This window comes from Streptomyces niveiscabiei, from assembly GCF_033794345.1.
Classification (GTDB): domain Bacteria; phylum Actinomycetota; class Actinomycetes; order Streptomycetales; family Streptomycetaceae; genus Streptomyces; species Streptomyces niveiscabiei.
On the sequence record NZ_JARAYJ010000022.1, the window covers coordinates 12496 to 32080 of the forward strand.

The following is a 19585-nucleotide window of genomic DNA, read 5'->3' on the forward strand; positions in this document are numbered from 1 at the left end:
GGAAGCGGACTCACCCGTTCGGCCCCAGCGGAGCGGGTAGGCTCGCTCTTCTCACCACCTTTGTGGACGGCCCCGCACCTGTTGAGGAGTTCGAGGGATGACGCCCGGCAACAACGGCGCGAGCACGCCGGAGGACGACGACCCGTTCGGCTACCTCTACGAGGACGGACAGGCCCGGGGAGCCCAGCCGCCGTCCGGGGGGTACGGCTACCCGAACTCCGTCAACCGGGTCCGCGCGGTCGGCGACCGCCGCCCCGCCGCGGGCCCGCAGCAGCAGACCGCCGCGTACGGCCAGGTACCCCAGCAGTACGGGGTACCCCCCCAACCCCAGCAGTACGGCGCCCCCCAGCAGCAGGGCGCGTACGGCCCTCCCCAGCAGGGCCAGGGCCTCCACCAGGGCCCGCCCCCGCAGCAGCCGCCCCGCGCCGCCAACCGGGGCGGCGGCCGGGGCCCCAACACCAAGGGCCTCCTGATCGGCGCCGTCGCCGTCGTCATGGCCGTCGTCGTCGGCATCGTCATCGCCGTCTCCCTCGGCGACAAGGACAAGGAAGCCGACAAGGGCACGACCCCGACGCCGGAGGCGTCGACGTCGGCGAGCGCTTCGGCGAGCGACCCGGGCAGCAGCCCGTCGGCCGAGGGCGAGCTGCCGCCGACGACCGATGCGAAGGCGATGAAGTTGGAGGGTGGCGCGACCACCGCCTCTGACATAAAGGGATCGAAGTCCGGCACGTACGTCACCGGCCTCAACGCCGAGGGCGCCTCGGTCACCTGGACCGTCAACGGCATCCCGGAGGACGGGGCCTACACCGTCTTCGCCCTCTTCAACGTCGTCGGCGAGAAACAGGAGATGACCCTCTCGGTCAATGGGAAGGCGGAGAGCCGCCCGGTGAACTTCAGCAACTTCACTGGCGCCACGGACCCCACCCAGGCGTGGAGCAGGACCTACTCCTGGACGAACCTGACCAAGGGCACCAACACCATCTCCATCTCCTGCCAGCCGGGCAACAAGTGCAACGTCCTGCTGGACCAGTTGGCGCTGCGGAAGGGGCAGGTCACCAAGATGTGACCTAGGCCGCGCTGACCTCCCCCCGCACCGCCACCCGCCCCACCCACTCCTCGTACGCCCCCCGGTCGAACTCCCCCGCCCCCGGCGCCAGTACGGTCGCCATCGACAGGGCCAGGGCCCGGGAAAGGCGCTCCGGCCAGGGGAGTTGGTCGAGGAGGCCGGAGAGGAGGCCGGCGGTGGCCGAGTCGCCGGCGCCGGTGGGGTTGCCGCGCAGGCGGGTCGGCGGGGTGGCGCGCCAGCGGCCCTCCGGGGTCATCGCGAGGAGGCCCTCGGGGCCCAGGGACGCGATGATCGAGCGGGCACCCCGGCGGCGCGCGTCCTGCGCCGCGCGCAACGGATCGTGGGAGCCGGTGAGTTCGGCGAGTTCGTCGGCGTTCGGGGTGATGATGTCGGGCCGGGCCGCGACCCCGCGCCGCAGCGGCTCGCCGCTCGTGTCCAGCAGCACCGGCACCCCCGCCGTCCGCGCCACCCGCACCAACCCCGCGTACGCGCCCACCGGTACGCCCTGCGGGAGGCTCCCGCACAGGGCAACTACCGAGGCGGAACGGAGGAGTTGGTCGTACACCTCCAGGAACGCACCCCACTCGGCGGACGTGACGACCGGGCCCGGTTCGTTCAGCTGAGTCGTGTCACCGGTGTGCGTGTCCACCACCGCGACGGTCCTGCGGGTGTGCCCGGAGATCGGCACGAGCGCGTCGACCACCCTGGGAATCAAGGTGAGTTGGTCCTGTACGACCTTGCCGGTCGCGCCGCCCACGAAGCCCGTCGCCGTCACCTCGTGGCCGAGGGCGGCGAGGACGCGGGCCACGTTCAGGCCCTTGCCGCCCGGCCGTTCGGTGACGTCCGTGACGCGGTGGGTCGTATGAGGGCGCAGTCCCCTCACGCGATAGGTGATGTCGAGCGCGGTGTTGAGCGTGACCGTGAGGATCACCAGCCTCGACCTCCCCTTCGTCGGCGCTTACGGCATGCTTCCAAAGGTCAGATCATGCCAAAGGGTCAGCGCCCTGGGGCCGCCGATTTCACGCCAGTTCAGGTGTTGTTACCCAACCGCCTTGCCTCATCACGCCCTTGAGGTCGAAGTTCTCGTCCAGGACGAGGAGATCGGCGAGCTTGCCGGGCTCCAGGGAGCCGATCTCGTCCAGGCGGCCCAGCAGGCGGGCCGGGTTGACGCACAGTGCCTGGACGGCGTCCTCGATCCGGATGCCGTCGATCGTCACCGCCCGCTTGAACGCGCGGTCCAGCGTCAGCGTGGAGCCCGCGATCGAGCCGCCCTCCACCAACCTCGCAACGCCGTCGGCGACTTCGACCTCCAGGGGGCCCAGCAGGTACCTGCCGTCGCCACTGCCGGCCGCGTCCATCGCGTCCGTGATGAACGCGACGCGCTCCGCGCCGGCCAGCCGGAACGCCAACTCCAGGGCCGCCGGGTGCAGATGGGTGCCGTCGTTGATCAACTCGACCGTCACGCGCGGGTCTTCGAGCAGCGCCGCGACCGGGCCGGGCGCCCGGTGGCCGAGCGGGGGCATCGCGTTGAACAGGTGCGTCGCCACCGTCGCGCCCGCCTCGATCGCCTCCCTCGTCTGCTCGTACGTCGCGTCCGTGTGGCCGATCGCCGCGATCACCCCGTGGTCGGTGAGGAGCCTCACGGAGTCGATTCCGCCGGGGAGTTCGGTGGCCAGCGTCAGCATGCTGGCGTGGCCTCGCGCCGCGTCGATCAGCTTGCGTACGTCCGCCGGGTGCGGGTGCCGCAGCAGGGCCTCCGCGTGGGCGCCCTTCCTGCACGGGGAGATGAACGGGCCCTCGAAGTGGATGCCGGCGATCTCGCCGTCCTCGGCGAACTCGCTGAGGAGACCGGCCTGTTGGGTGAGGACGTCCAGGTCGTCCGTCACCGTCGAGGCGACGAGGGTGGTGGTGCCGTGGGTCCGGTGGGTGTGCAGGGCGGTCCGTACGTCGTCGGCCGTGCCGGAGAAGGAGGCGCCGCCTCCGCCGTGGTTGTGGAGGTCCACGAACCCGGGGATCAGGTAGTGGCCGGTGAGGTCGATCCGGTGGGCGGTCTCGGGGGCCTCGGAGGTGATGCGCTTGCCGTGAACGGCGATGTCCTGGACGGCGGTTCCGGAGGGGAGGACTGCTGTCGCGCCGGTGAGGAGCGTGGTCGGGTGCGGGTTCACGGCGTTTTCTCCAAACCGTTCGTTTTCCTGAGAAGATCCCACGCCATCAAGCCCGCTCCCAAGCAGCCCGCCGTGTCACCCAGCGCCGCCGGGACGATCTCCGGGGTGTGCTGGAAGGTCACCCGGGCCCCGATCGCTTCCCGCAGCGGTGTGAACAGGGTGTCTCCCGATTCCGCCAGCCCCCCTCCGATCACGATCCTCGCCGGGTCCAGCAGGGTCAGCGCCGTCAGCAGGCCGTCCGCGAGTGCCGTCACCGCCTGCTGCCACACCTCCACAGCCCTCGGGTCGCCCGCCTCCACCGCCTTCGCGCAGTGCGCCGCGTCCGCCGTCGGGTCGCCGGAGGCCCTCGCCCACGCCTCCGTCACCGCCGCCGCCGACGCGTACCGCTCCAGGCAGCCCCGCTGTCCGCAGGGGCAGGGGGTGCCGCCGGGGCGTACGACGATGTGGCCGATCTCGCCGGCGGAGCCGTGGGCGCCGGGGTCGATGCCGGTGGGGGTGCCGATCGCGCCCGCGATGCCGGTGCCGAGGGCGAGGAAGAGGAAGCGGGGGGTTTCGCGGGCCGCGCCCAGACGGCCCTCGGCGAGGCCCCCCGTGCGTACGTCGTGGCCCAGTACCGCAGGGGTACCGGTACGGGTTGCCAAGAGGTCGCGCAGGGGGACGTCGCGCCAGCCGAGGTTCGCGGCGTAGACGGCTACCCCTGAGGTCTCATCGATGATGCCGGGGATCGCGAGGCCCGACGCGAGGGCGGGTTCGCCCAGGTGGCGTACCCCGTACGACCGGAGGTCCGCCGCGAAGCCGAGGATGCCCTCGATCACCGCCTCGGCGCCCCGCTCGCGGGCGGTGGGCCTGCGGTCGCGGTGCAGCAGCGCGCCGTCCGCGCCGATCAGGGCGCCCTTCATCGCGGTGCCGCCCACGTCGAGGGCGATGACATGTCTCACGGTGAACAGTGTGGCCGAGGACCCGGGAGAGGTCTAGTCCACTGGGGTGGTGTAGACCTTGATCCGACTATCGGACAAGCGTTGGTGGAGTGGACAGCAGTGGTGCAGAGGGGTTGGGTCGGGGCCTTGGCCGCGTTGGGCATGACGGTGGCTGTAGGGGGGTGCGGAGTCCTTGGGAGTGACTCCGGCCGGGTGAGCCTCAGACTCGTCGCCGCGGACTACGGGGACAGCGCGGCCAACAGCTCCACCAAGTACTGGGCCAAGCTGACCAAGGCGTACGAGGAGAAGCACCCCGACGTCGACGTCCAGGTCAGCGTGTACTCCTGGAACGACGTCGACAAAAAGGTCAAGGACATGGTCGACGCCGGGGACGCGCCCGACATGGCGCAGATCGGGTCGTACGCCGACTACGCCGACCGCGGCCTCCTCTACAAGGCCGGCGACCTGCTCTCCATCCCCACCCAGGCCGACTTCGTCTCCCAGCTCGCCAGCGCGGGCAAGGTGCGCGGGCAGCAGTACGGGATGCCGTTCGCCTCCTCCACCCGGCTCCTCTTCTACAACAAGGGGCTCTTCGCCAAGGCGGGGATCAGCGAGCCGCCCACCACGTGGGACGAACTCGCCGCCGACGCCGCCAAGTTGAAGGAGGCGGGGGTGTCGTACCCGTACGCCCTTCCGCTCGGGCCCGAGGAGGCGCAGGCCGAGGCCATGCAGTGGATGCTCAGCGGGGGCGGGGGGTACACCTCCACCGCCGGGACCTACAGCCTCGACTCCGCCGAGAACGTCCAGACCTTCGAGTGGCTCCAGGACAAGCTGGTCGACAAGGGGCTGACCGGGCCCGTCGCGCCCGCGAAGCTGAATCGTGCCACCGCGTTCTCCTCCTTCGCCGCCGGTGACGTGGGGATGCTCATCGGGCATCCCTCGCTGATGAAGATGGCCCGGGACAAGGGGGTCCGGTACGGGATGGTGGCCATGCCCGGGAAGTCCGGGGTCCGGCCGCTCACGATGGGGGTCGCCGACTGGATGACCGCGTTCAAGCAGCACGGGCACCGGTCCGAGATCGGCAAGTTCCTCGACTTCGTGTACGAGGAGGACAACGTGCTCGCGTTCTCCCGTGAGTACGACCTGCTGCCGGTGACGTCCTCCGCGTCCGCGGTGATGAGCACGGCCCCCGAGGACCGCGACCTCGAACCCTTCCTGGAGCAACTGCCCCTCTCCGAGCTGTACCCCGTGGGGCGTACGTCCTGGGCCACCGTCGCGGCGTCCGTCAAGAAGGGCATCGGCGGCGCGGTGGCTCCCGGGGTACGTCCCGACGACGTGCTGCGCAGGCTGGAGACCGAGGCGATGGCCGCGGAGAGTGGGGTGTCGTAACCGGGGACTACTGTCGGGGTATGCCCCCCGAAGACCACCCCGGCCTGGCCCGCCGCGAGCGCGACATCCTGGCGCTGGAGCGCCGCTCGTTCCCCAGCCCCGGCACAAAGGAACGCGCGATCCGCGAGGAACTCGGTCTGTCCCCCGTCCACTACTACCAACTCCTCAACGCACTGCTGGACGACTCCAGGGCACTGGCCCTGGACCCGGTGACGGTCAACCGCCTACGACGAGTGCGGGAGGGGCGGCGGGAGGAGCGGTAGAGGGTGGGGGGTTCGGAGGACTTCGGGGTGCGGGTGGGTGGGGAACTGCGCGATCGGCCCCCACCAACCCGCACCCGACCCTCTACTGTCGACCCCATGGGTACCCACCTCACCCCCACCGCCCACCAAGCCCTGACCGCCATCCGCGCCCACCCCTCCCGCGCCCTCCTCGCCTTCGACTTCGACGGCACGCTCGCCCCCATCGTCGAGGACCCGGAGAAGTCCCGCCCCTACCCCGGCGCCCTCGAAGCGCTCGCCGCCCTCGCGGGCAAGGGCGCGCGGATCGCCGTCATCACCGGGCGCCCCGCCGAAGTGGCCGTCCGCTACGGGCAGTTCGACGGCGTCGAAGGGATGATCGTGCTCGGCCACTACGGTGCCGAACGCTGGGAGCAGCGCACCGGACAGGTCACCGCGCCCCCGACTCCCCCCGGCCTGGAGGCTGTACGCGCCGAACTCCCCGGCATCGTGGGCGCCACGGACGCCTGGGTCGAGGAGAAGGGCCGGGCCGTCGCCGTCCACACCCGGCGTGCGAAGGACCCGCAGGGACTGTGGGAGGAACTGCGGGAACCGGTCGCCGAACTCGCCACCCGGCACGGGCTGATCGTCGAGCCGGGACGCCTGGTCCTGGAGATCAGGCCCGCCGGGATGGACAAGGGGGCCGCACTCAGGCGCCTCGTCGAGGAAGCGGAGAGGGAGAAGGAGAAGGAGTCCGGCGTCGCCGCGGTGCTCTACGCCGGCGACGACCTCGGTGACCTCCCCGCCTTCGACGCCGTGGACGCCCTCAGGGAGACCGGCACCCCCGGCATCCTCGTCTGTAGCGGCAGCGACGAGGTCACCGCCCTCAGGGACAGGGCCGACCTGATCGTGGACGGTCCCCCCGGAGTCGTAGAGCTCCTCACTCAGCTCGTCAACGACGTCAGCTGATCCAGGAACCACTGCGTCGGCGGAAGGGCGGTGGCCGCGGCGGCGAGCCGCTTCGTGCGCTCCGCCCTTTCCCCGCGCGGCATGGAGAGCGCCTCGTGGAGAGCCTCGGCGGTCTCCAGGATGTCGTACGGGTTGACGGTGATCGCGTCGTCGCGCAGCTCCCAGTACGCCCCCGCCTCCCGCGAGAGGACCAGCGCGCACCCGTCGTCGGAGACGACCGGCACCTCCTTCGCGACGAGGTTCATGCCGTCGCGGATCGGGTTGACCAGGGCGACGTCCGCGAGGCGGTACGCCGCGAGGGAGCGCGCGAAGTCATCCTTGAGATGGAGGAGTACGGGGGTCCAACTCGCCGTCCCGTAGACGGAGTTGATCTCGTCGGCGACGCGCTGGACCTCGTCCATGTAGTCCCGGTACACCGTGAGGTCCTGCCGGGAGGGATACGCGAAAGCTACGTGGACCACACGGTCACGCCACTCGGGGCGCGTATCGAGCAGGTGCCTGTAGGCCAGTAGTCCCCGCACGATGTTCTTGGACAGTTCGGTCCGGTCGACGCGGACGACGGCGAGCCGCCCCTCGCCGATCTCCGCCCGCAGGGACGCGATCCGGTCCCGTACGTCGGCCTGGTTCGCCCGCTCGCGCAGGAAGTCGGCGTCGGCGCCGAGGGGGTGCACGCCGATGCCGGTCGACCCGGTGCCGTCGGGACAGCAGGCGGCGAACGCGTCGGCCCACCGCCGGGTGAGGAAACCGAGCCGGTCGGCGGAGAGCATGCTGGTCAGGAGCTGCGTACGGATGTCGTCGGGCAGCAGCGCGAAGTAGTCCGGCGGGGCCCAGGGCGTGTGGGAGAAGTGGCCGATGCGCAGGTCGGGCCGCAGTTCACGCAGCATGCCGGGGACGAGGCACAGGTGGTAGTCCTGTACTAGTACCGCCGCCCCCTCGGCCGCCCCCTCCGCCAGCGCCGTGGCGAACGCCCGGTTGTACGACTCGTACGACACCCACTGCCGCCTGAACTCCGCGTCGAACACGGGCTCCAGCGGCGTCTGGTACAGCATGTGGTGGACGAACCACAGCACGGAGTTGGCGATGCCGTTGTACGCGTCGGCGTGCACGTCGGCCGGGATGTCGAGCATCCGCGTCCCCGGCTCGCCCACCCCCCGGCGTACCGCTTCGCGGTCCCCGTCGGACAGCGCGCTGCACACCCACAGCGCACCGGCGTCCGGATCGATCGCGGAGAGCCCGGAGACGACTCCGCCGCCGCCGCGCTTGGCGTGCAGGGTGCCGTCGTCCCCCACGGAGTACGAGACGGGGCCCCGGTTGGAGGCGACGAGCACACGGGAAGCACCGAACGTCATATGCCCAACCTAGCCAGACGCCGCGCTGCTCAAACGTTCGTATACGGCGTACGCCCGATGGCGGGTCCTAGGCGACTTTCCGCCGCGCGTACTCCGCGATCTCCACCATCGGCGGCCTCTCCTCCGTGTCCACCGAGTACGTCCGCGCCTCGAAACCGTCCTCGCCGCGCTCGAACTGGGTCAGCGAGGGCCGGATCAAGTGCCCCCGCGCCAGCCGCAGTTGGGCCGTCCGGTAGATCGCGGCGGACATGCGGCCCAGCGCCTGCCCGTCCTGGTGGCGGTGCTTGCGGACCCCGATGTCGACCTGGGCCAGGGCGTCGAGGCCGACCAGATGCAGGGCGTCGACCAGCATGCCCAGCTCGACCCCGTACCCGACCGGGAACGGGAGTTGTTCGAGGAGGCTCCGCCGGGCCGCGTACTCGCCCCCCAACGGCTGCACGAAACCCGCGAGTTGAGGCCAGTGCAGGTTCAGCAGCGGGCGTGCCATCAGCTCGGTCACCCGCCCGCCCTGCCCCGACGCGCCGGCCAGGGGGCGGTCGTACATGCCCTTCACCAGGTCGACGTCCGGATCGGTCAGCAGCGGGCCCACGATCCCGGAGACGAAGTCGGAGGAGAAGTCGCGCAGGTCCGCGTCGATGAAGCAGACGATGTCGCCGGTGGTGGCGAGGAGGGACCGCCACAGGACCTCACCCTTGCCGGGTAGTGCGGGAATACGCGGGAGGATCGCGTCGCGGTGGACGACGCGGGCGCCCGCCGACGCGGCTACCTCCGCCGTACGGTCGGTGGACCCGGAGTCGACGACCACGAGCTCGTCGACGAGCGGCACCTGGAGCATCAGGTCGTGGCGGATGACCGCGACGATGTCACCGACGGTCGCCTCCTCGTTCAGCGCGGGGAGGACCACGGAGACGGTCAGCCCGGTGGCCCGCTTCGCCGCCATGATCCGGTGCAGGGGGCGATCGGTCACCGACCAGGAGCGGGTGGCCAGCCAGCGCTCGGCTTCTTCCAGCACAGTCAGCGGCTCCTCACTGTCACGGTCACACTGCCGCGTGTGATCCATCTCGCGCCTCGGACGACTATCTCAACTGTCGTGGCCTTCGGTTACAGTCTTGAACAACGCTGGTGACCATCGCATGTCGGGGGCGCCTGGCGGACAGCTCCACTCATAACTTCATACCGCTCATCCAGAGGGGCAGAGGGATACGGCCCGATGAAGCCCCGGCAACCCTCCAGCCGGTCTCGTGCGTGATCACGCCGCGAGGCTCCCGGCTAGGGAAGGTGCCAAATCCGTCTCACGGCGAGATGCGTCGTGAGGAAGATGAGGAGAAAGGGCCTCGCCTCCATGGCTGTGCAAACCGTCGCGACCACCACGCCGACCGCCGACAACGCCGCTCCCGCCGTCGACCTCGGTCCCGCAGCGGCGCTGAGCTGCCGCGAGTGCGGCCACCGCGTCCCCCTCGGCCCCTCCTTCGCCTGCGAGGAGTGTTTCGGGCCGCTGGAGATCGCGTACGACTTCGATGGGTATGACACCGAAGAGCTGCGAGCCCGCATCGCCGCGGGCCCCGCGAACATCTGGCGCTACGCCCCCCTACTCCCCGTACCGGCGGACGTAGCCGACAAGCCGAACATCAACCCCGGCTGGACCAAGCTCGTCCAGGCCGACCGCCTCGCCGCCGAACTCGGCGTCGAGCAGGGCAAGTTGTTCGTCAAGGACGACTCCGGCAACCCGACCCACTCCTTCAAGGACCGCGTCGTCGCCCAGGCGCTCGAAGCGGCGCGCGCCTTCGGCTTCACCACCCTCAGCTGCTCCTCGACCGGCAACCTGGCCGGCGCGGTCGGCGCCGCGGCGGCCCGCGCGGGCCTGCGCTCCTGCGTCTTCATCCCGCACGACCTGGAGCAGGGCAAGATCGTGATGGCCGCCGTCTACGGCGGTGAGCTGGTCGGCATCGAGGGCAACTACGACGACGTCAACCGCTTCTGCTCCGAGCTGATCGGCGACTCGGCGGGCGAGGGCTGGGGCTTCGTCAACGTCAACCTGCGGCCGTACTACGCCGAGGGCTCCAAGACGCTGGCGTACGAGATCTGCGAGCAGCTCGGCTGGGAACTTCCGGACCAGCTCGTCGTACCGATCGCCTCCGGGTCGCAGCTCACGAAGATCGACAAGGGGCTCCAGGAGCTGATCAAGCTGGGGCTCGTCGCGGACAAGCCGTACAAGATCTTCGGCGCGCAGGCGGCGGGCTGCTCGCCGGTGTCGGTCGCCTACAAGGCGGGGCACGACGTCGTACGGCCGCAGAAGCCGGACACGATCGCGAAGTCGCTGGCGATCGGGAACCCCGCCGACGGGCCGTACGTGCTGGACATCGCGCGGCGGACCGGGGGTGCCGTCGAGGACGTCACCGACGAGCAGATCGTCGACGCGATCAAGGTGCTGGCGCGGACGGAGGGGATCTTCGCGGAGACCGCCGGGGGCGTGACCGTGGGGGTCACCCGCAAGCTGATCGAGAACGGGTTGCTGGACCCGTCCCTCACGACGGTCGTCCTCAATACGGGTGACGGCCTCAAGACCCTTGACGCGGTCGCCGGTACGGGGCTCACCGCCACCATCCGCCCGACCCTGGACTCCTTCCGAGAGGCTGGCCTCGCATGAGCGTGACCGTTCGTATCCCGACCATCCTGCGTACGTACACCGGTGGACAGGCCGAGGTGGCCGCCGAGGGCGGGACCCTCGGGGAGGTCATCGCGGACCTGGAGAAGAACCACACGGGCATCTCCGCGCGCGTCCTGGACGACCAGGGGAAGCTGCGGCGGTTCGTCAATGTGTACGTCAATGATGACGATGTCCGTTTCGAGCAGGGGCTGGAGACGGCGACTCCCGACGGCGCCGGCGTCTCGATCATTCCGGCGGTCGCCGGGGGCTGAGCGGGGTTTATCCGAGCGGCTTGACCTAATGTCATTACCGCCGGGTAGTAACCGTCAGTAACTCTCATTACCGGCTGTTCATCCCCGCGGCGGAGCCGCTAATAGACGGAGTGCCCCTTCCGCGCAGAAGCGGAGGGGGCAATTCTGTGTGGTTGAACGAGGTAAGGTTGGGGAACCCGCTTCCGCTTGCCGCTTGCACTCCCCGGCGGGAGCCCTTGATTTCTGCCTTACACCCGACAAGAAGTAGCCAAAGTGTGCGCCTCTTGCGTGGCATTTGCGGCATATGTCGGGCCCGACTTGCCCCGAACTCTGGTGAATTCTCACCACATTCCGGATCGTGCGCGTCCAGAATTCTCGTCCGATTGACCTGTTGCAGACGGCAGTTGGACAGATACATTCAGCCGCGGTCGACGCGTTCCGGCGCACGCCCCCAATACGGCAGGGGGGTGAGGTCTGACCCGGACCCACGAAGTGTGGGTCCGCGCAAGGGCCAGTAATAGGGGAGTTAGGCATGGCTCAGGGCACCGTCAAGTGGTTCAACGCGGAGAAGGGGTACGGCTTCATCGCGGTCGACGGTGGTGCGGACGTCTTCGTCCACTACAGCGCCATTCAGATGGACGGCTACCGCACCCTCGAAGAGGGCCAGCGAGTCGAGTTCGAGATCTCGCAGGGTCAGAAAGGCCCGCAGGCCGACATGGTTCGCGTCACCGCCTGAACATTCAGCAAGAGGCCCGCACCTGTCCAGGGTGCGGGCCTCTTGTCGTACCCCCTACCCCCCGTACCCCCGCCCTCCACCCGTACGGCCTTGCACTCTCGGGGGTCGAGTGCTAATCATTGGCGTTAGCACTCTCCCCGTGAGAGTGACAACGAAGGACCGAGTCGGTGAGGTCCACGGTGCGGGCGGGGCAAGGAACCGTCAGACCGCGGGGCCGTCCGTCGCGGGCGCGGGCGCGGTCCACTGCGGTACTCACCCCCAGTCCTGGAGGGACCACTTCACATGGCCAAGATCATCGCGTTCGACGAGGAGGCGCGGCGCGGCCTTGAGCGCGGTATGAACCAGCTCGCCGACGCCGTCAAGGTCACCCTCGGCCCCAAGGGCCGCAACGTCGTCCTTGAGAAGAAGTGGGGCGCCCCCACGATCACCAACGATGGTGTGTCCATCGCCAAGGAGATCGAGCTGGAGGACCCGTACGAGAAGATCGGCGCCGAGCTGGTCAAGGAAGTCGCGAAGAAGACGGACGACGTCGCCGGTGACGGCACGACGACCGCGACGGTCCTGGCCCAGGCACTGGTCCGCGAGGGCCTCCGCAACGTCGCCGCCGGCGCCAACCCGATGGCTCTGAAGCGCGGCATCGAGAAGGCCGTCGAGGCCGTCTCCGGCGCCCTGCTGGAGCAGGCGAAGGATGTCGAGACCAAGGAGCAGATCGCTTCCACGGCCTCCATCTCCGCCGCCGACACCCAGATCGGCGAGCTCATCGCCGAGGCGATGGACAAGGTCGGCAAGGAAGGCGTCATCACGGTCGAGGAGTCGCAGACCTTCGGCCTGGAGCTCGAGCTCACCGAGGGTATGCGCTTCGACAAGGGCTACATCTCGGCGTACTTCGCGACCGACATGGAGCGTATGGAGGCGTCCCTGGACGACCCGTACATCCTGATCGCGAACTCCAAGATCGGCTCCGTCAAGGACCTGCTCCCGCTCCTGGAGAAGGTCATGCAGTCGGGCAAGCCGCTGCTGATCATCGCCGAGGACGTCGAGGGCGAGGCCCTGTCGACCCTGGTCGTCAACAAGATCCGCGGCACGTTCAAGTCCGTCGCCGTCAAGGCGCCCGGCTTCGGCGACCGCCGCAAGGCGATGCTGAACGACATCGCGATCCTCACCGGCGGCGAGGTGATCTCCGAGGAGGTCGGCCTCAAGCTGGAGAACACGACGCTGGACCTCCTGGGCCGCGCCCGCAAGGTCGTCATCACCAAGGACGAGACGACGATCGTCGACGGCGCCGGGTCCTCGGACCAGGTCGCCGGCCGGGTCAACCAGATCCGCGCCGAGATCGAGAACTCCGACTCGGACTACGACCGCGAGAAGCTCCAGGAGCGCCTGGCGAAGCTCGCGGGCGGCGTGGCGGTCATCAAGGCCGGTGCCGCGACCGAGGTCGAGCTCAAGGAGCGCAAGCACCGCATCGAGGACGCCGTGCGCAACGCGAAGGCGGCCGTCGAGGAGGGCATCGTCGCCGGTGGTGGCGTGGCCCTGCTCCAGGCCTCCCAGGTCTTCGAGAAGCTGGAGCTGGAGGGTGACGAGGCGACCGGTGCCGCCGCCGTCAAGCTCGCGCTTGAGGCTCCGCTGAAGCAGATCGCCGTCAACGCCGGCCTCGAAGGCGGCGTCGTGGTGGAGAAGGTCCGCAACCTCACCCCGGGTCACGGCCTCAACGCCGCGACCGGTGAGTACGTCGACCTCGTCGCCGAGGGCATCATCGACCCGGCGAAGGTCACGCGCTCCGCGCTCCAGAACGCGGCCTCCATCGCCGCGCTCTTCCTCACCACCGAGGCCGTCATCGCCGACAAGCCGGAGAAGGCCGCCGCGCCTGCCGGTGGCGGTATGCCGGGCGGTGACATGGACTTCTGATCCGTTGCCCGCGAGGGCTGGATCGGCAGTACTACTGAGGGCGGTACTCCCCAGGTACGGGGGGGTACCGCCCTCGGGCGTTTTCTGGGGGCAGGGTCAGTCGGCGTAGTCCTTGAGTCTGTCGGTATCGAGAGTGACGCCAACTGGGGGAGGGAGCGGGACGGTAGTACCCCAGGGGTAGGAGAGGGAGTGCCGGTAGAGCCCGCTCTCGGGGTTGCTGTACACGACGAGGGTGTTGTCGTCCCGGTCGATCAGCAGATAGACGGGGATACCGGCGGCGGCGTACCCACGAACCTTGTCGACGCGATCACGCTGATGGGTGTCGCGATCGTGGGACGTGACCTCGACGACCAGCAGCACACCGTCGGGGTCGGCCCAGTCGCCGTCGTACGCGATGAAGTGGTCGTGCGGAGCCAGCGCGGCGTCCGCGTAGGCGTGTCCCTTGCGGTAGGCGTCGACCCTCAGGCCCTGCTCCGGATAGAGGAGCAGGTCGGGTCGCATCTTCAGGAACAGTTGGAGGAGCCACAGCACGATGGCCCTGTGCCGCTGGTCCGGCAACGGCTTGACCTTCAGCTTTCCGTCGATGAGTTCGAGCCTGACACCCTCGGGGGACTTACGGGCCAGTTCCTCGAAGTCCTCGACGCTGAGTGGCCCCTCCGCGTGCATCCGGCCGTCCACGAGCACGAGCCGGATGTGCTCCGGCGCGGCGGCGACGAGCTTCGCGAAGTCCTCGGGGGACAGCTGGGGGCTTTCGGTGGGGGTCATGGTCGTGCCTCCTCCCCTCCATCCTGCCCCGGGGTGGTGTCGGCGGACCGTGGGAGCGGTCATGCGGGTTGTCCTTCCGCAGTACTACGGGGGTCAGCCGGAGTAGATCTTGAGGCCCTGGGTGTCGAGGGTGAGGCCGACCGGTGGGGGGAGAGGTACGGGGGTACCCCAGGGGTATGACACGGAGTGGTGGTAGCGGCCGTTCCGGGGGGAGCTGTGGACGGTGAAGGCCGCCGCGTTGCGGTCGATCAGCAGGTAGACGGGGATGCCGGCTTCGGCGTAGTCGACGGGTCGTTCGAGGCGTGCGCGCTGGTTGGTGCGGAGGTCGCGGGAGGTGATCTCGACGACCATCGGGATTCCGGCGGGGTCGGACCAGTTGCCGTGCCCCACGAAGTGGCCGATGGGCGCGAAGGCCCCGTCGGCGACGGCACGCCCCGTGAGCTGAGCCTCCGTCTTGATGCCGACCGCGGAGTACAGACCGTGGCCGGGGCGCAGGGCGAAGAGTTGGCGCAGCAGCGCCATCGACATGCAGGAGTGGTTGCCGTCGCGCGGGGCCTTGAGCTCCAGCTTTCCCCGGCTGTACTCGATCCAGAAGTTCTTCGGTGCCCGGCGCGCCAGTTCCTCGAACTCCTCGACGCCGAGCGGCGTTTCGGTGCGGACCTGGCCGTCGGCGTACACGAGCCGGACGTTCTGCGGGGCGGCTTCGGCCAGTTCCTCGAAGTCCTCCACGGGAGTGTCCGGACGTTCGGCAGGCCCGGAGGTCATCGTGTCCCCACGCGCGGTCGCATCCGGATCGAGGCCCGGAACGTGTCCGCCTGAGAGCGGACATCAAGGGCGTCCAGGTACCCCACAGGTCGTACGGAACTCCCCGTACACCCCTTGCACAATCCCCCCGGCAACGCCTCAGGCTTCCCCGGCACCCCGCACTCGGAGCACTCCAGAAGTCGTACGGGTCTCACGGCCTGCCCCTCAGGTACTACGGGTACTACGGGCCGTACGGGTACCGGCGGCGGCATCTTGTCGACGAGGCGGCGGCGCAGGAGCGCGGCGGGGGAGTGGACGACATGGGGGAGCCCGGCGGTGAGGGCGGTACGGACGGTCTCCGAACCGGCGCCGCGCGCGAACCACTCCTCGACGAGCGGGGCGAGCTGGGCGCACTCGGCGGCGGACAGGAACAGCGAGGGCGCGGTACGGCTGAGCGCGGCGAGGAGGATGACGGCGCGTGAACGGCTGGGCGGCGGCTCGGAGTTGTCCGGCGGTACGTCACCCCGCGTGAACGCGGCCCACCACTCGTCCGCGCGAGCGGTCCGGCTGAAGAACGTCCGGGTGACCCAGAGTTCGGTCCCGGAGGAGGACGTCACCTTCTCCTGCCCCCGCCGCAAGTGTCCGGCCGCCTGAATCCGGTTGAGGGAGGTCCGCAGCGCGCACTGCCCGTAGGTCGTCGTCTTGGCCAGCGTCTTCACGGAGATGTCGGCGCCGTCGGGAAGCCGGTCGAGGTATCCGGCGATGGCGGCGTCGCGGGGGAGGAGGTGATCGAAGTCTGCTTTGCCGCGCGGCTGTTGGCCGGGGGCGGTGCGTTTCCCGTACCCGGGCTTGGCCATCGGGTGCGCGGGCAGGTCGGCAGTACTAAAGTTGGCGTCAGCCATTGGGGCAGCCCTTTGTTTGGGAGGGCGGCTCCTTCGGTCAAACCCCCACAGGTGCTGACAACACCTGTCGGGGGTTGATTTACGTCGGGAGCCTTTGTGTTGTGTTGGCAGCACCGTAGAGCCAACTGACACTCCGTTGCAACCCGAACCCGCAAAGTCAACTGGCGGGGTGGGAGGGTGGGTTGAGACCCACACCCATTCAAAAAAGCAACGGCTCGAAGCTCAGGACTTGAGCCCCGGGGACGCCGGAAGACCCGCAGGCCCACGCACCGGGAACGAGGTGCGTGGGCCTGCGAAGTGGCGTGGTCCGTCAGTGGTGTTGCGTGTTCCGGCGAGCCATGAACTCGGCGGCTGCACCGACCAGAACTGCCAGACTCAGGCCCAGCACACCGGCGTTGACGACCGAGGGCCCCTGCGACCAGGCCCATCCGCAGCCGACCACGAAGGCGACGGCCACCGCGATCCGGCCGGGTACCCCGCTGACGGGAAGCAGCGAACGCTGCCCTGCCGCGCGGCGCCGGTACTTGAGGATGAGGATCACGGCGGCGGCCATCGTCAGGATGACCGGCCCTCCATAGGCGTCCATCGCCCTACCTTTCTGTACGTCCGTGGCGTGCCGGACCTACTTGCAGTATCCGCCCTTGTACTCGTACGGCAGGAAGGTGGGCACCTTCACCTCGACGCATTCGCCGTCGGAGTCGGCGTTCCAGGCCACCCGGGAGATGTTGGCCGCGTTGACGACGCCGTACACGTCGAACGGCGGCGGCGCGGCGGCGAAGAGGACACCCACGAAACCGGCGTTGGCGGCGAGGTGGGAGGTCTCCTTCTTGTTGAAGTAGACGGTGCCGCTGATGATCCCCCAGGTCCACTTGGGGTCGGCGACGACAGGGAACGCGGTGCCGGGTCCCGGGGCGACGGTCTGCGTGACGGTGTCACCGACGACCTCGTACGACGTCGGCACGGCAACGCCGTTCGCGTCCTTCGCCTACGGCGTCTCCAGTCCGCCGAGCACCTTGCCGGTGGCGTCGAAGACCACGAGCCCGCCTTCGGCGGTCGTCCGTACGGTCGCTCCGTCCGGCAGCGTCAGCCGGAACGACTGCTGCCGGGGTGCGTCCGCGTTCTCCAGCGTGAACAGGGCGCGGAAACCGCCGTCGGTGGTGGCCTGCGCGGCTGTGGACACGGCGGCCTCGCGGCCCGCGAAGACGGTCGTACCGCTCGTGCTGGAGGCGCTCTTCGCGTCGGCCGCCGGGAGTGTGAGCGCTATGGTGTCGCCGCTCTTCGTTGCGGTGATCGGCTGGTCGGCGCTGGCCGGGAGGGTGACTTGAGCGCCGTTCGCGCTCAACGTGCCTGTTCCCGTGAGGAGTTCCTGTGTCCCCGTGGCCTTCTCGATCGTCGTCGCCGTCGTCGTGCCGGTGTTCGCCACCGGGTCGGCCATCGCGCCCGGTGCCACGAGCATGGTCAGTGCTGCGGTGCCGGTGGCTATGACGACGTTGCGGATCGTCGATCTGTTTCTTGACCTGCGCAATGCGGTTCCCCCTGCGATGTGTCTGATCTGGTGCCGAGCTGGTCGGCCCGGGGATCTTCACATTGCTGAACGCACGTTCACAAGATCGATCGGCTGCGGTGCGTGGTCGGCGCATCGATATCTTGAGAGGGTCTCGTTGGTGCCCCATTGCCATTAAATGAACGATATCTGGTGAACCTGGCTGTTATGCCACGATTTAAAATGCCCGTGACCAGGGAGAAGTCCAAGATGGCGCCATGGGAAGTGGCTGTCGCGCAGGCCGAGATGTCCGGCCATCTGATCCGCTACACGCAAGCGCCGATCGCGAAGAAGACGCGGGTGCGAGGCGTCCTTCCGGGGGCGGACGGTACGCCGGTTGTCCGGATCGCGGTCGGTCGGCGTAAGGCGGTCGCCGGCGAGTTCCATGCGATGTACGAGATCCCCCTCTTCCGCCAGGACGAGATGCTGAGTCCCTGGGCGGCGGTCGACCTCGTACGGCATGAGGTGGGCGAGGTGAGGTTCCGTTCCAGCGGCCAGGTGGACGACGTGCTGGGTACCCCGCTGGTACGACTCTCGGGTGTCGTACCTGGGAAGGAGCGGTTGGAGGACCGTGCGTACACGCTGCTGACCACCTTGAGCTGCCCGCCCCCGAGCTTCGAGGAACGGGAGAGCGCCGAGTCGTTGTTGGTGGGGTTCGTGTACCAACGTGGGGGCGGGATGCGCCTGTACGTACGCCACCAGGACAACCCGGGTGTCATCGGCTGCGACGTACGCCTTGCGGAGGCGGGACCGGCGGTGATGGCGGAGGTGTTCTCGCGGTCGGGGGAGCGGGAGTTGTGGGGGGAGCCGGAGGGGGATCCGCACTGTGTCGCGGTGCTGGACTTGAGGCATTGAGGAGGGCCGCGCCGTCGGGGGACGGGCGGCCCAACAGGTCGGGCTAGCCCTGCTTGAGGTCTTCGACGAAGGCGGCCCAGGACTGCGCACGGAAGACGAGCGCCGGGCCGGAGGGGTTCTTGGAGTCGCGGACGGGGGTCAAGAGGGGGTAACCGTCGGCGACTTCGAGGCAGTCACCTCCGCTGCCCCCGCTGTACGTCGACTTACGCCAACTGGCGACTTCGAGGCAGTTGCCGCCGCTGCCCCCGCTGTAGCTGGACTTGTACCAGGTAGCGCTGTCCAGCTCGTACTCAGTGCTGTTCCTCATGGGCGTAATCCTCTGCCACCGACTCGATCAGAGCCAACGAATCTTGCGGAGGGAGTGCGCTGGCCACGAGGAGGTTGAACATCAGGGTGTGTCGGGTGACGGTGGCCGGGTCGTCGATCAGGTGGCCCATGCCTGTGGCTTCGATGAAGGAGAGCGGGGGAGCATCCTCGAACTCCATGAGTTTCAGCGGGCCTTCCATCGCTACATGTGCACCGGTGGCGAACGGCAGCACCTGCACGATGATCCTGTGTTTCCGGATCAACTCCGCGATGTGGCGCAGGTTTTGTGCCATGACAGCTGGACTGCCGACCGGCCGTCGAAGCGCGGCCTCGTCCAAGATGGTCCACAACAACGGCGTTGTTGGGTCGTCGAGAATCCGGGCTCGCTCCAATCGCAGGGCCACGTCCTCCTCGATCTCGGCGTCGGACGCGAACGGCTTGAATGCGCGGAACACAGCCGTGGCGTACTCCTTCGTCTGCAACAGGCCAGGGATCAGCGTGGACGCGTACTGCCGGATCTCCGTCGCCTCCGCTTCAGCCTCCACCGCCTCCGCGAAGTGGTCCGGATACTTGGACTTGGCCATCGTCTTGGAGTGCCGCGTGAAGAAGTTCCCCGTCCCCAACTCCTTGTCCAGTAGGGGACCCATCTCGGGGCGGATGCGCCGGATTCCCGCCTCCATCTGACCGACGTACGACCCGCTCACGAACAGAAGCGCACCCAAAGCGGTCTGGCTGTACCCCGCCTGCTCACGCGCGTGCTTCAACTCCTCACCCACCAGCGCCCGGGACGAAGTCGCAGGGTCGAGATCCTTACGTCGGGCCATAGCTTGACTCCCATTCCCACAAGCGGAGTTGTCC

General features: G+C 69.0%; 22 protein-coding genes and 1 riboswitch. Of the genes, 9 read left to right on the top strand and 13 right to left on the bottom strand.

Going from position 1 to position 19585, the window contains the following annotated elements; all coding sequences use genetic code 11:
- The first annotated feature begins 97 nt into the window (after nt 1-97).
- Nucleotides 98-1066 (top strand): carbohydrate-binding protein, encoded by a 969-nt coding sequence (locus PV682_RS26910; RefSeq protein ID WP_319734251.1) that lies wholly within the window; start codon nt 98-100, stop codon nt 1064-1066.
- Nucleotide 1067: 1 nt separating this feature from the next.
- On the opposite strand, the gene PV682_RS26915 is transcribed toward PV682_RS26910, so the two are convergent.
- The 3 genes from PV682_RS26915 to PV682_RS26925 all read right to left on the bottom strand — a co-directional run bounded on the left by PV682_RS26915 (nt 1068) and on the right by PV682_RS26925 (nt 4169).
- Nucleotides 1068-1997 carry a 1-phosphofructokinase family hexose kinase gene (locus PV682_RS26915; RefSeq protein ID WP_319734253.1) on the bottom strand — a complete coding sequence of 310 codons (930 nt, stop codon included), beginning with the start codon at nt 1995-1997 and terminating at the stop codon, nt 1068-1070.
- A gap of 88 nt (nt 1998-2085) precedes the next feature.
- A complete protein-coding gene (nagA, locus tag PV682_RS26920; protein ID WP_319734255.1) occupies nt 2086-3231 on the bottom strand; it encodes an N-acetylglucosamine-6-phosphate deacetylase in 1146 nt (381 codons plus the stop codon).
- Entirely contained in the window at nt 3228-4169 is a 942-nt protein-coding gene (locus PV682_RS26925; protein WP_319734257.1) for an ROK family protein, read from the bottom strand. The genes nagA and PV682_RS26925 overlap by 4 nt, the downstream gene beginning before the upstream one ends.
- A gap of 141 nt (nt 4170-4310) precedes the next feature.
- On the opposite strand from PV682_RS26925, the gene PV682_RS26930 reads away from it, so the two are divergent.
- The 3 genes from PV682_RS26930 to otsB all read left to right on the top strand — a co-directional run bounded on the left by PV682_RS26930 (nt 4311) and on the right by otsB (nt 6724).
- Nucleotides 4311-5537, top strand: a complete 1227-nt coding sequence (locus tag PV682_RS26930) for an extracellular solute-binding protein (RefSeq protein ID WP_319734259.1) — start codon at nt 4311-4313, stop codon at nt 5535-5537.
- Nucleotides 5538-5557: 20 nt separating this feature from the next.
- Nucleotides 5558-5800: a DUF3263 domain-containing protein gene (locus PV682_RS26935; protein WP_319734260.1), complete on the top strand. Its 243-nt coding sequence runs from the start codon at nt 5558-5560 to the stop codon at nt 5798-5800.
- A 96-nt stretch (nt 5801-5896) separates the two neighbouring features.
- Nucleotides 5897-6724 (top strand): trehalose-phosphatase, encoded by an 828-nt coding sequence (otsB, locus tag PV682_RS26940; RefSeq protein ID WP_319734262.1) that lies wholly within the window; start codon nt 5897-5899, stop codon nt 6722-6724.
- Here otsB and PV682_RS26945 read toward each other — a convergent pair.
- Nucleotides 6700-8073 carry an alpha,alpha-trehalose-phosphate synthase (UDP-forming) gene (locus PV682_RS26945; protein ID WP_319734264.1) on the bottom strand — a complete coding sequence of 458 codons (1374 nt, stop codon included), beginning with the start codon at nt 8071-8073 and terminating at the stop codon, nt 6700-6702. The two genes, otsB and PV682_RS26945, sit on opposite strands and share 25 nt — an antisense overlap.
- A 67-nt stretch (nt 8074-8140) precedes the next feature.
- Nucleotides 8141-9085: a glucosyl-3-phosphoglycerate synthase gene (locus tag PV682_RS26950; RefSeq protein ID WP_319734267.1), complete on the bottom strand. Its 945-nt coding sequence runs from the start codon at nt 9083-9085 to the stop codon at nt 8141-8143.
- A gap of 165 nt (nt 9086-9250) precedes the next feature.
- Nucleotides 9251-9398: riboswitch (SAM riboswitch) on the top strand.
- A 17-nt stretch (nt 9399-9415) separates the two neighbouring features.
- Here PV682_RS26950 and thrC point away from each other — a divergent pair.
- From thrC to groL, 4 genes are all read left to right on the top strand, one after another.
- Nucleotides 9416-10720 (top strand): threonine synthase, encoded by a 1305-nt coding sequence (gene thrC, locus PV682_RS26955; RefSeq protein ID WP_319734269.1) that lies wholly within the window; start codon nt 9416-9418, stop codon nt 10718-10720.
- Nucleotides 10717-10992: a MoaD/ThiS family protein gene (locus PV682_RS26960; protein ID WP_010351196.1), complete on the top strand. Its 276-nt coding sequence runs from the start codon at nt 10717-10719 to the stop codon at nt 10990-10992. The genes thrC and PV682_RS26960 overlap by 4 nt, the downstream gene beginning before the upstream one ends.
- Nucleotides 10993-11503: 511 nt before the next feature.
- Nucleotides 11504-11707: a cold-shock protein gene (locus tag PV682_RS26965; RefSeq protein WP_004986573.1), complete on the top strand. Its 204-nt coding sequence runs from the start codon at nt 11504-11506 to the stop codon at nt 11705-11707.
- A gap of 282 nt (nt 11708-11989) precedes the next feature.
- Entirely contained in the window at nt 11990-13612 is a 1623-nt protein-coding gene (gene groL, locus PV682_RS26970; protein WP_055722845.1) for a chaperonin GroEL, read from the top strand.
- Between the two features lie 96 nt (nt 13613-13708).
- On the opposite strand, the gene PV682_RS26975 is transcribed toward groL, so the two are convergent.
- The 6 genes from PV682_RS26975 to PV682_RS27000 form a co-directional block, all read right to left on the bottom strand.
- On the bottom strand, nt 13709-14377 hold the full coding sequence (locus PV682_RS26975) for a Uma2 family endonuclease (RefSeq protein ID WP_319734293.1): 669 nt from the start codon (nt 14375-14377) through the stop codon (nt 13709-13711).
- 93 nt (nt 14378-14470) lie between these two features.
- Nucleotides 14471-15142, bottom strand: a complete 672-nt coding sequence (locus PV682_RS26980; RefSeq protein ID WP_319734295.1) for a Uma2 family endonuclease — start codon at nt 15140-15142, stop codon at nt 14471-14473.
- Nucleotides 15139-15978 carry a hypothetical protein gene (locus PV682_RS26985; RefSeq protein WP_319734297.1) on the bottom strand — a complete coding sequence of 280 codons (840 nt, stop codon included), beginning with the start codon at nt 15976-15978 and terminating at the stop codon, nt 15139-15141. The genes PV682_RS26980 and PV682_RS26985 overlap by 4 nt, the downstream gene beginning before the upstream one ends.
- A gap of 355 nt (nt 15979-16333) precedes the next feature.
- Nucleotides 16334-16609 carry an MIP/aquaporin family protein gene (locus PV682_RS26990; protein WP_319734299.1) on the bottom strand — a complete coding sequence of 92 codons (276 nt, stop codon included), beginning with the start codon at nt 16607-16609 and terminating at the stop codon, nt 16334-16336.
- Between the two features lie 36 nt (nt 16610-16645).
- Nucleotides 16646-16984: a hypothetical protein gene (locus tag PV682_RS26995; RefSeq protein WP_319734301.1), complete on the bottom strand. Its 339-nt coding sequence runs from the start codon at nt 16982-16984 to the stop codon at nt 16646-16648.
- A 24-nt stretch (nt 16985-17008) separates the two neighbouring features.
- Nucleotides 17009-17548, bottom strand: coding sequence for a hypothetical protein (locus tag PV682_RS27000; RefSeq protein ID WP_319734303.1), 540 nt, complete (start codon nt 17546-17548; stop codon nt 17009-17011).
- Between the two features lie 228 nt (nt 17549-17776).
- On the opposite strand from PV682_RS27000, the gene PV682_RS27005 reads away from it, so the two are divergent.
- Entirely contained in the window at nt 17777-18421 is a 645-nt protein-coding gene (locus tag PV682_RS27005) for a hypothetical protein (protein ID WP_319734305.1), read from the top strand.
- A 43-nt stretch (nt 18422-18464) separates the two neighbouring features.
- Here the strand turns inward: PV682_RS27005 and PV682_RS27010 are convergent, their stop codons facing one another.
- Both PV682_RS27010 and PV682_RS27015 read right to left on the bottom strand, forming a co-directional pair.
- On the bottom strand, nt 18465-18728 hold the full coding sequence (locus PV682_RS27010) for a DUF397 domain-containing protein (RefSeq protein ID WP_319734307.1): 264 nt from the start codon (nt 18726-18728) through the stop codon (nt 18465-18467).
- Complete coding sequence (locus PV682_RS27015; protein ID WP_319734309.1) at nt 18712-19551, bottom strand: helix-turn-helix domain-containing protein; 840 nt, start codon at nt 19549-19551, stop codon at nt 18712-18714. Before PV682_RS27015 ends, PV682_RS27010 begins: the two co-directional genes overlap by 17 nt.
- Nucleotides 19552-19585: the final 34 nt, after the last annotated feature.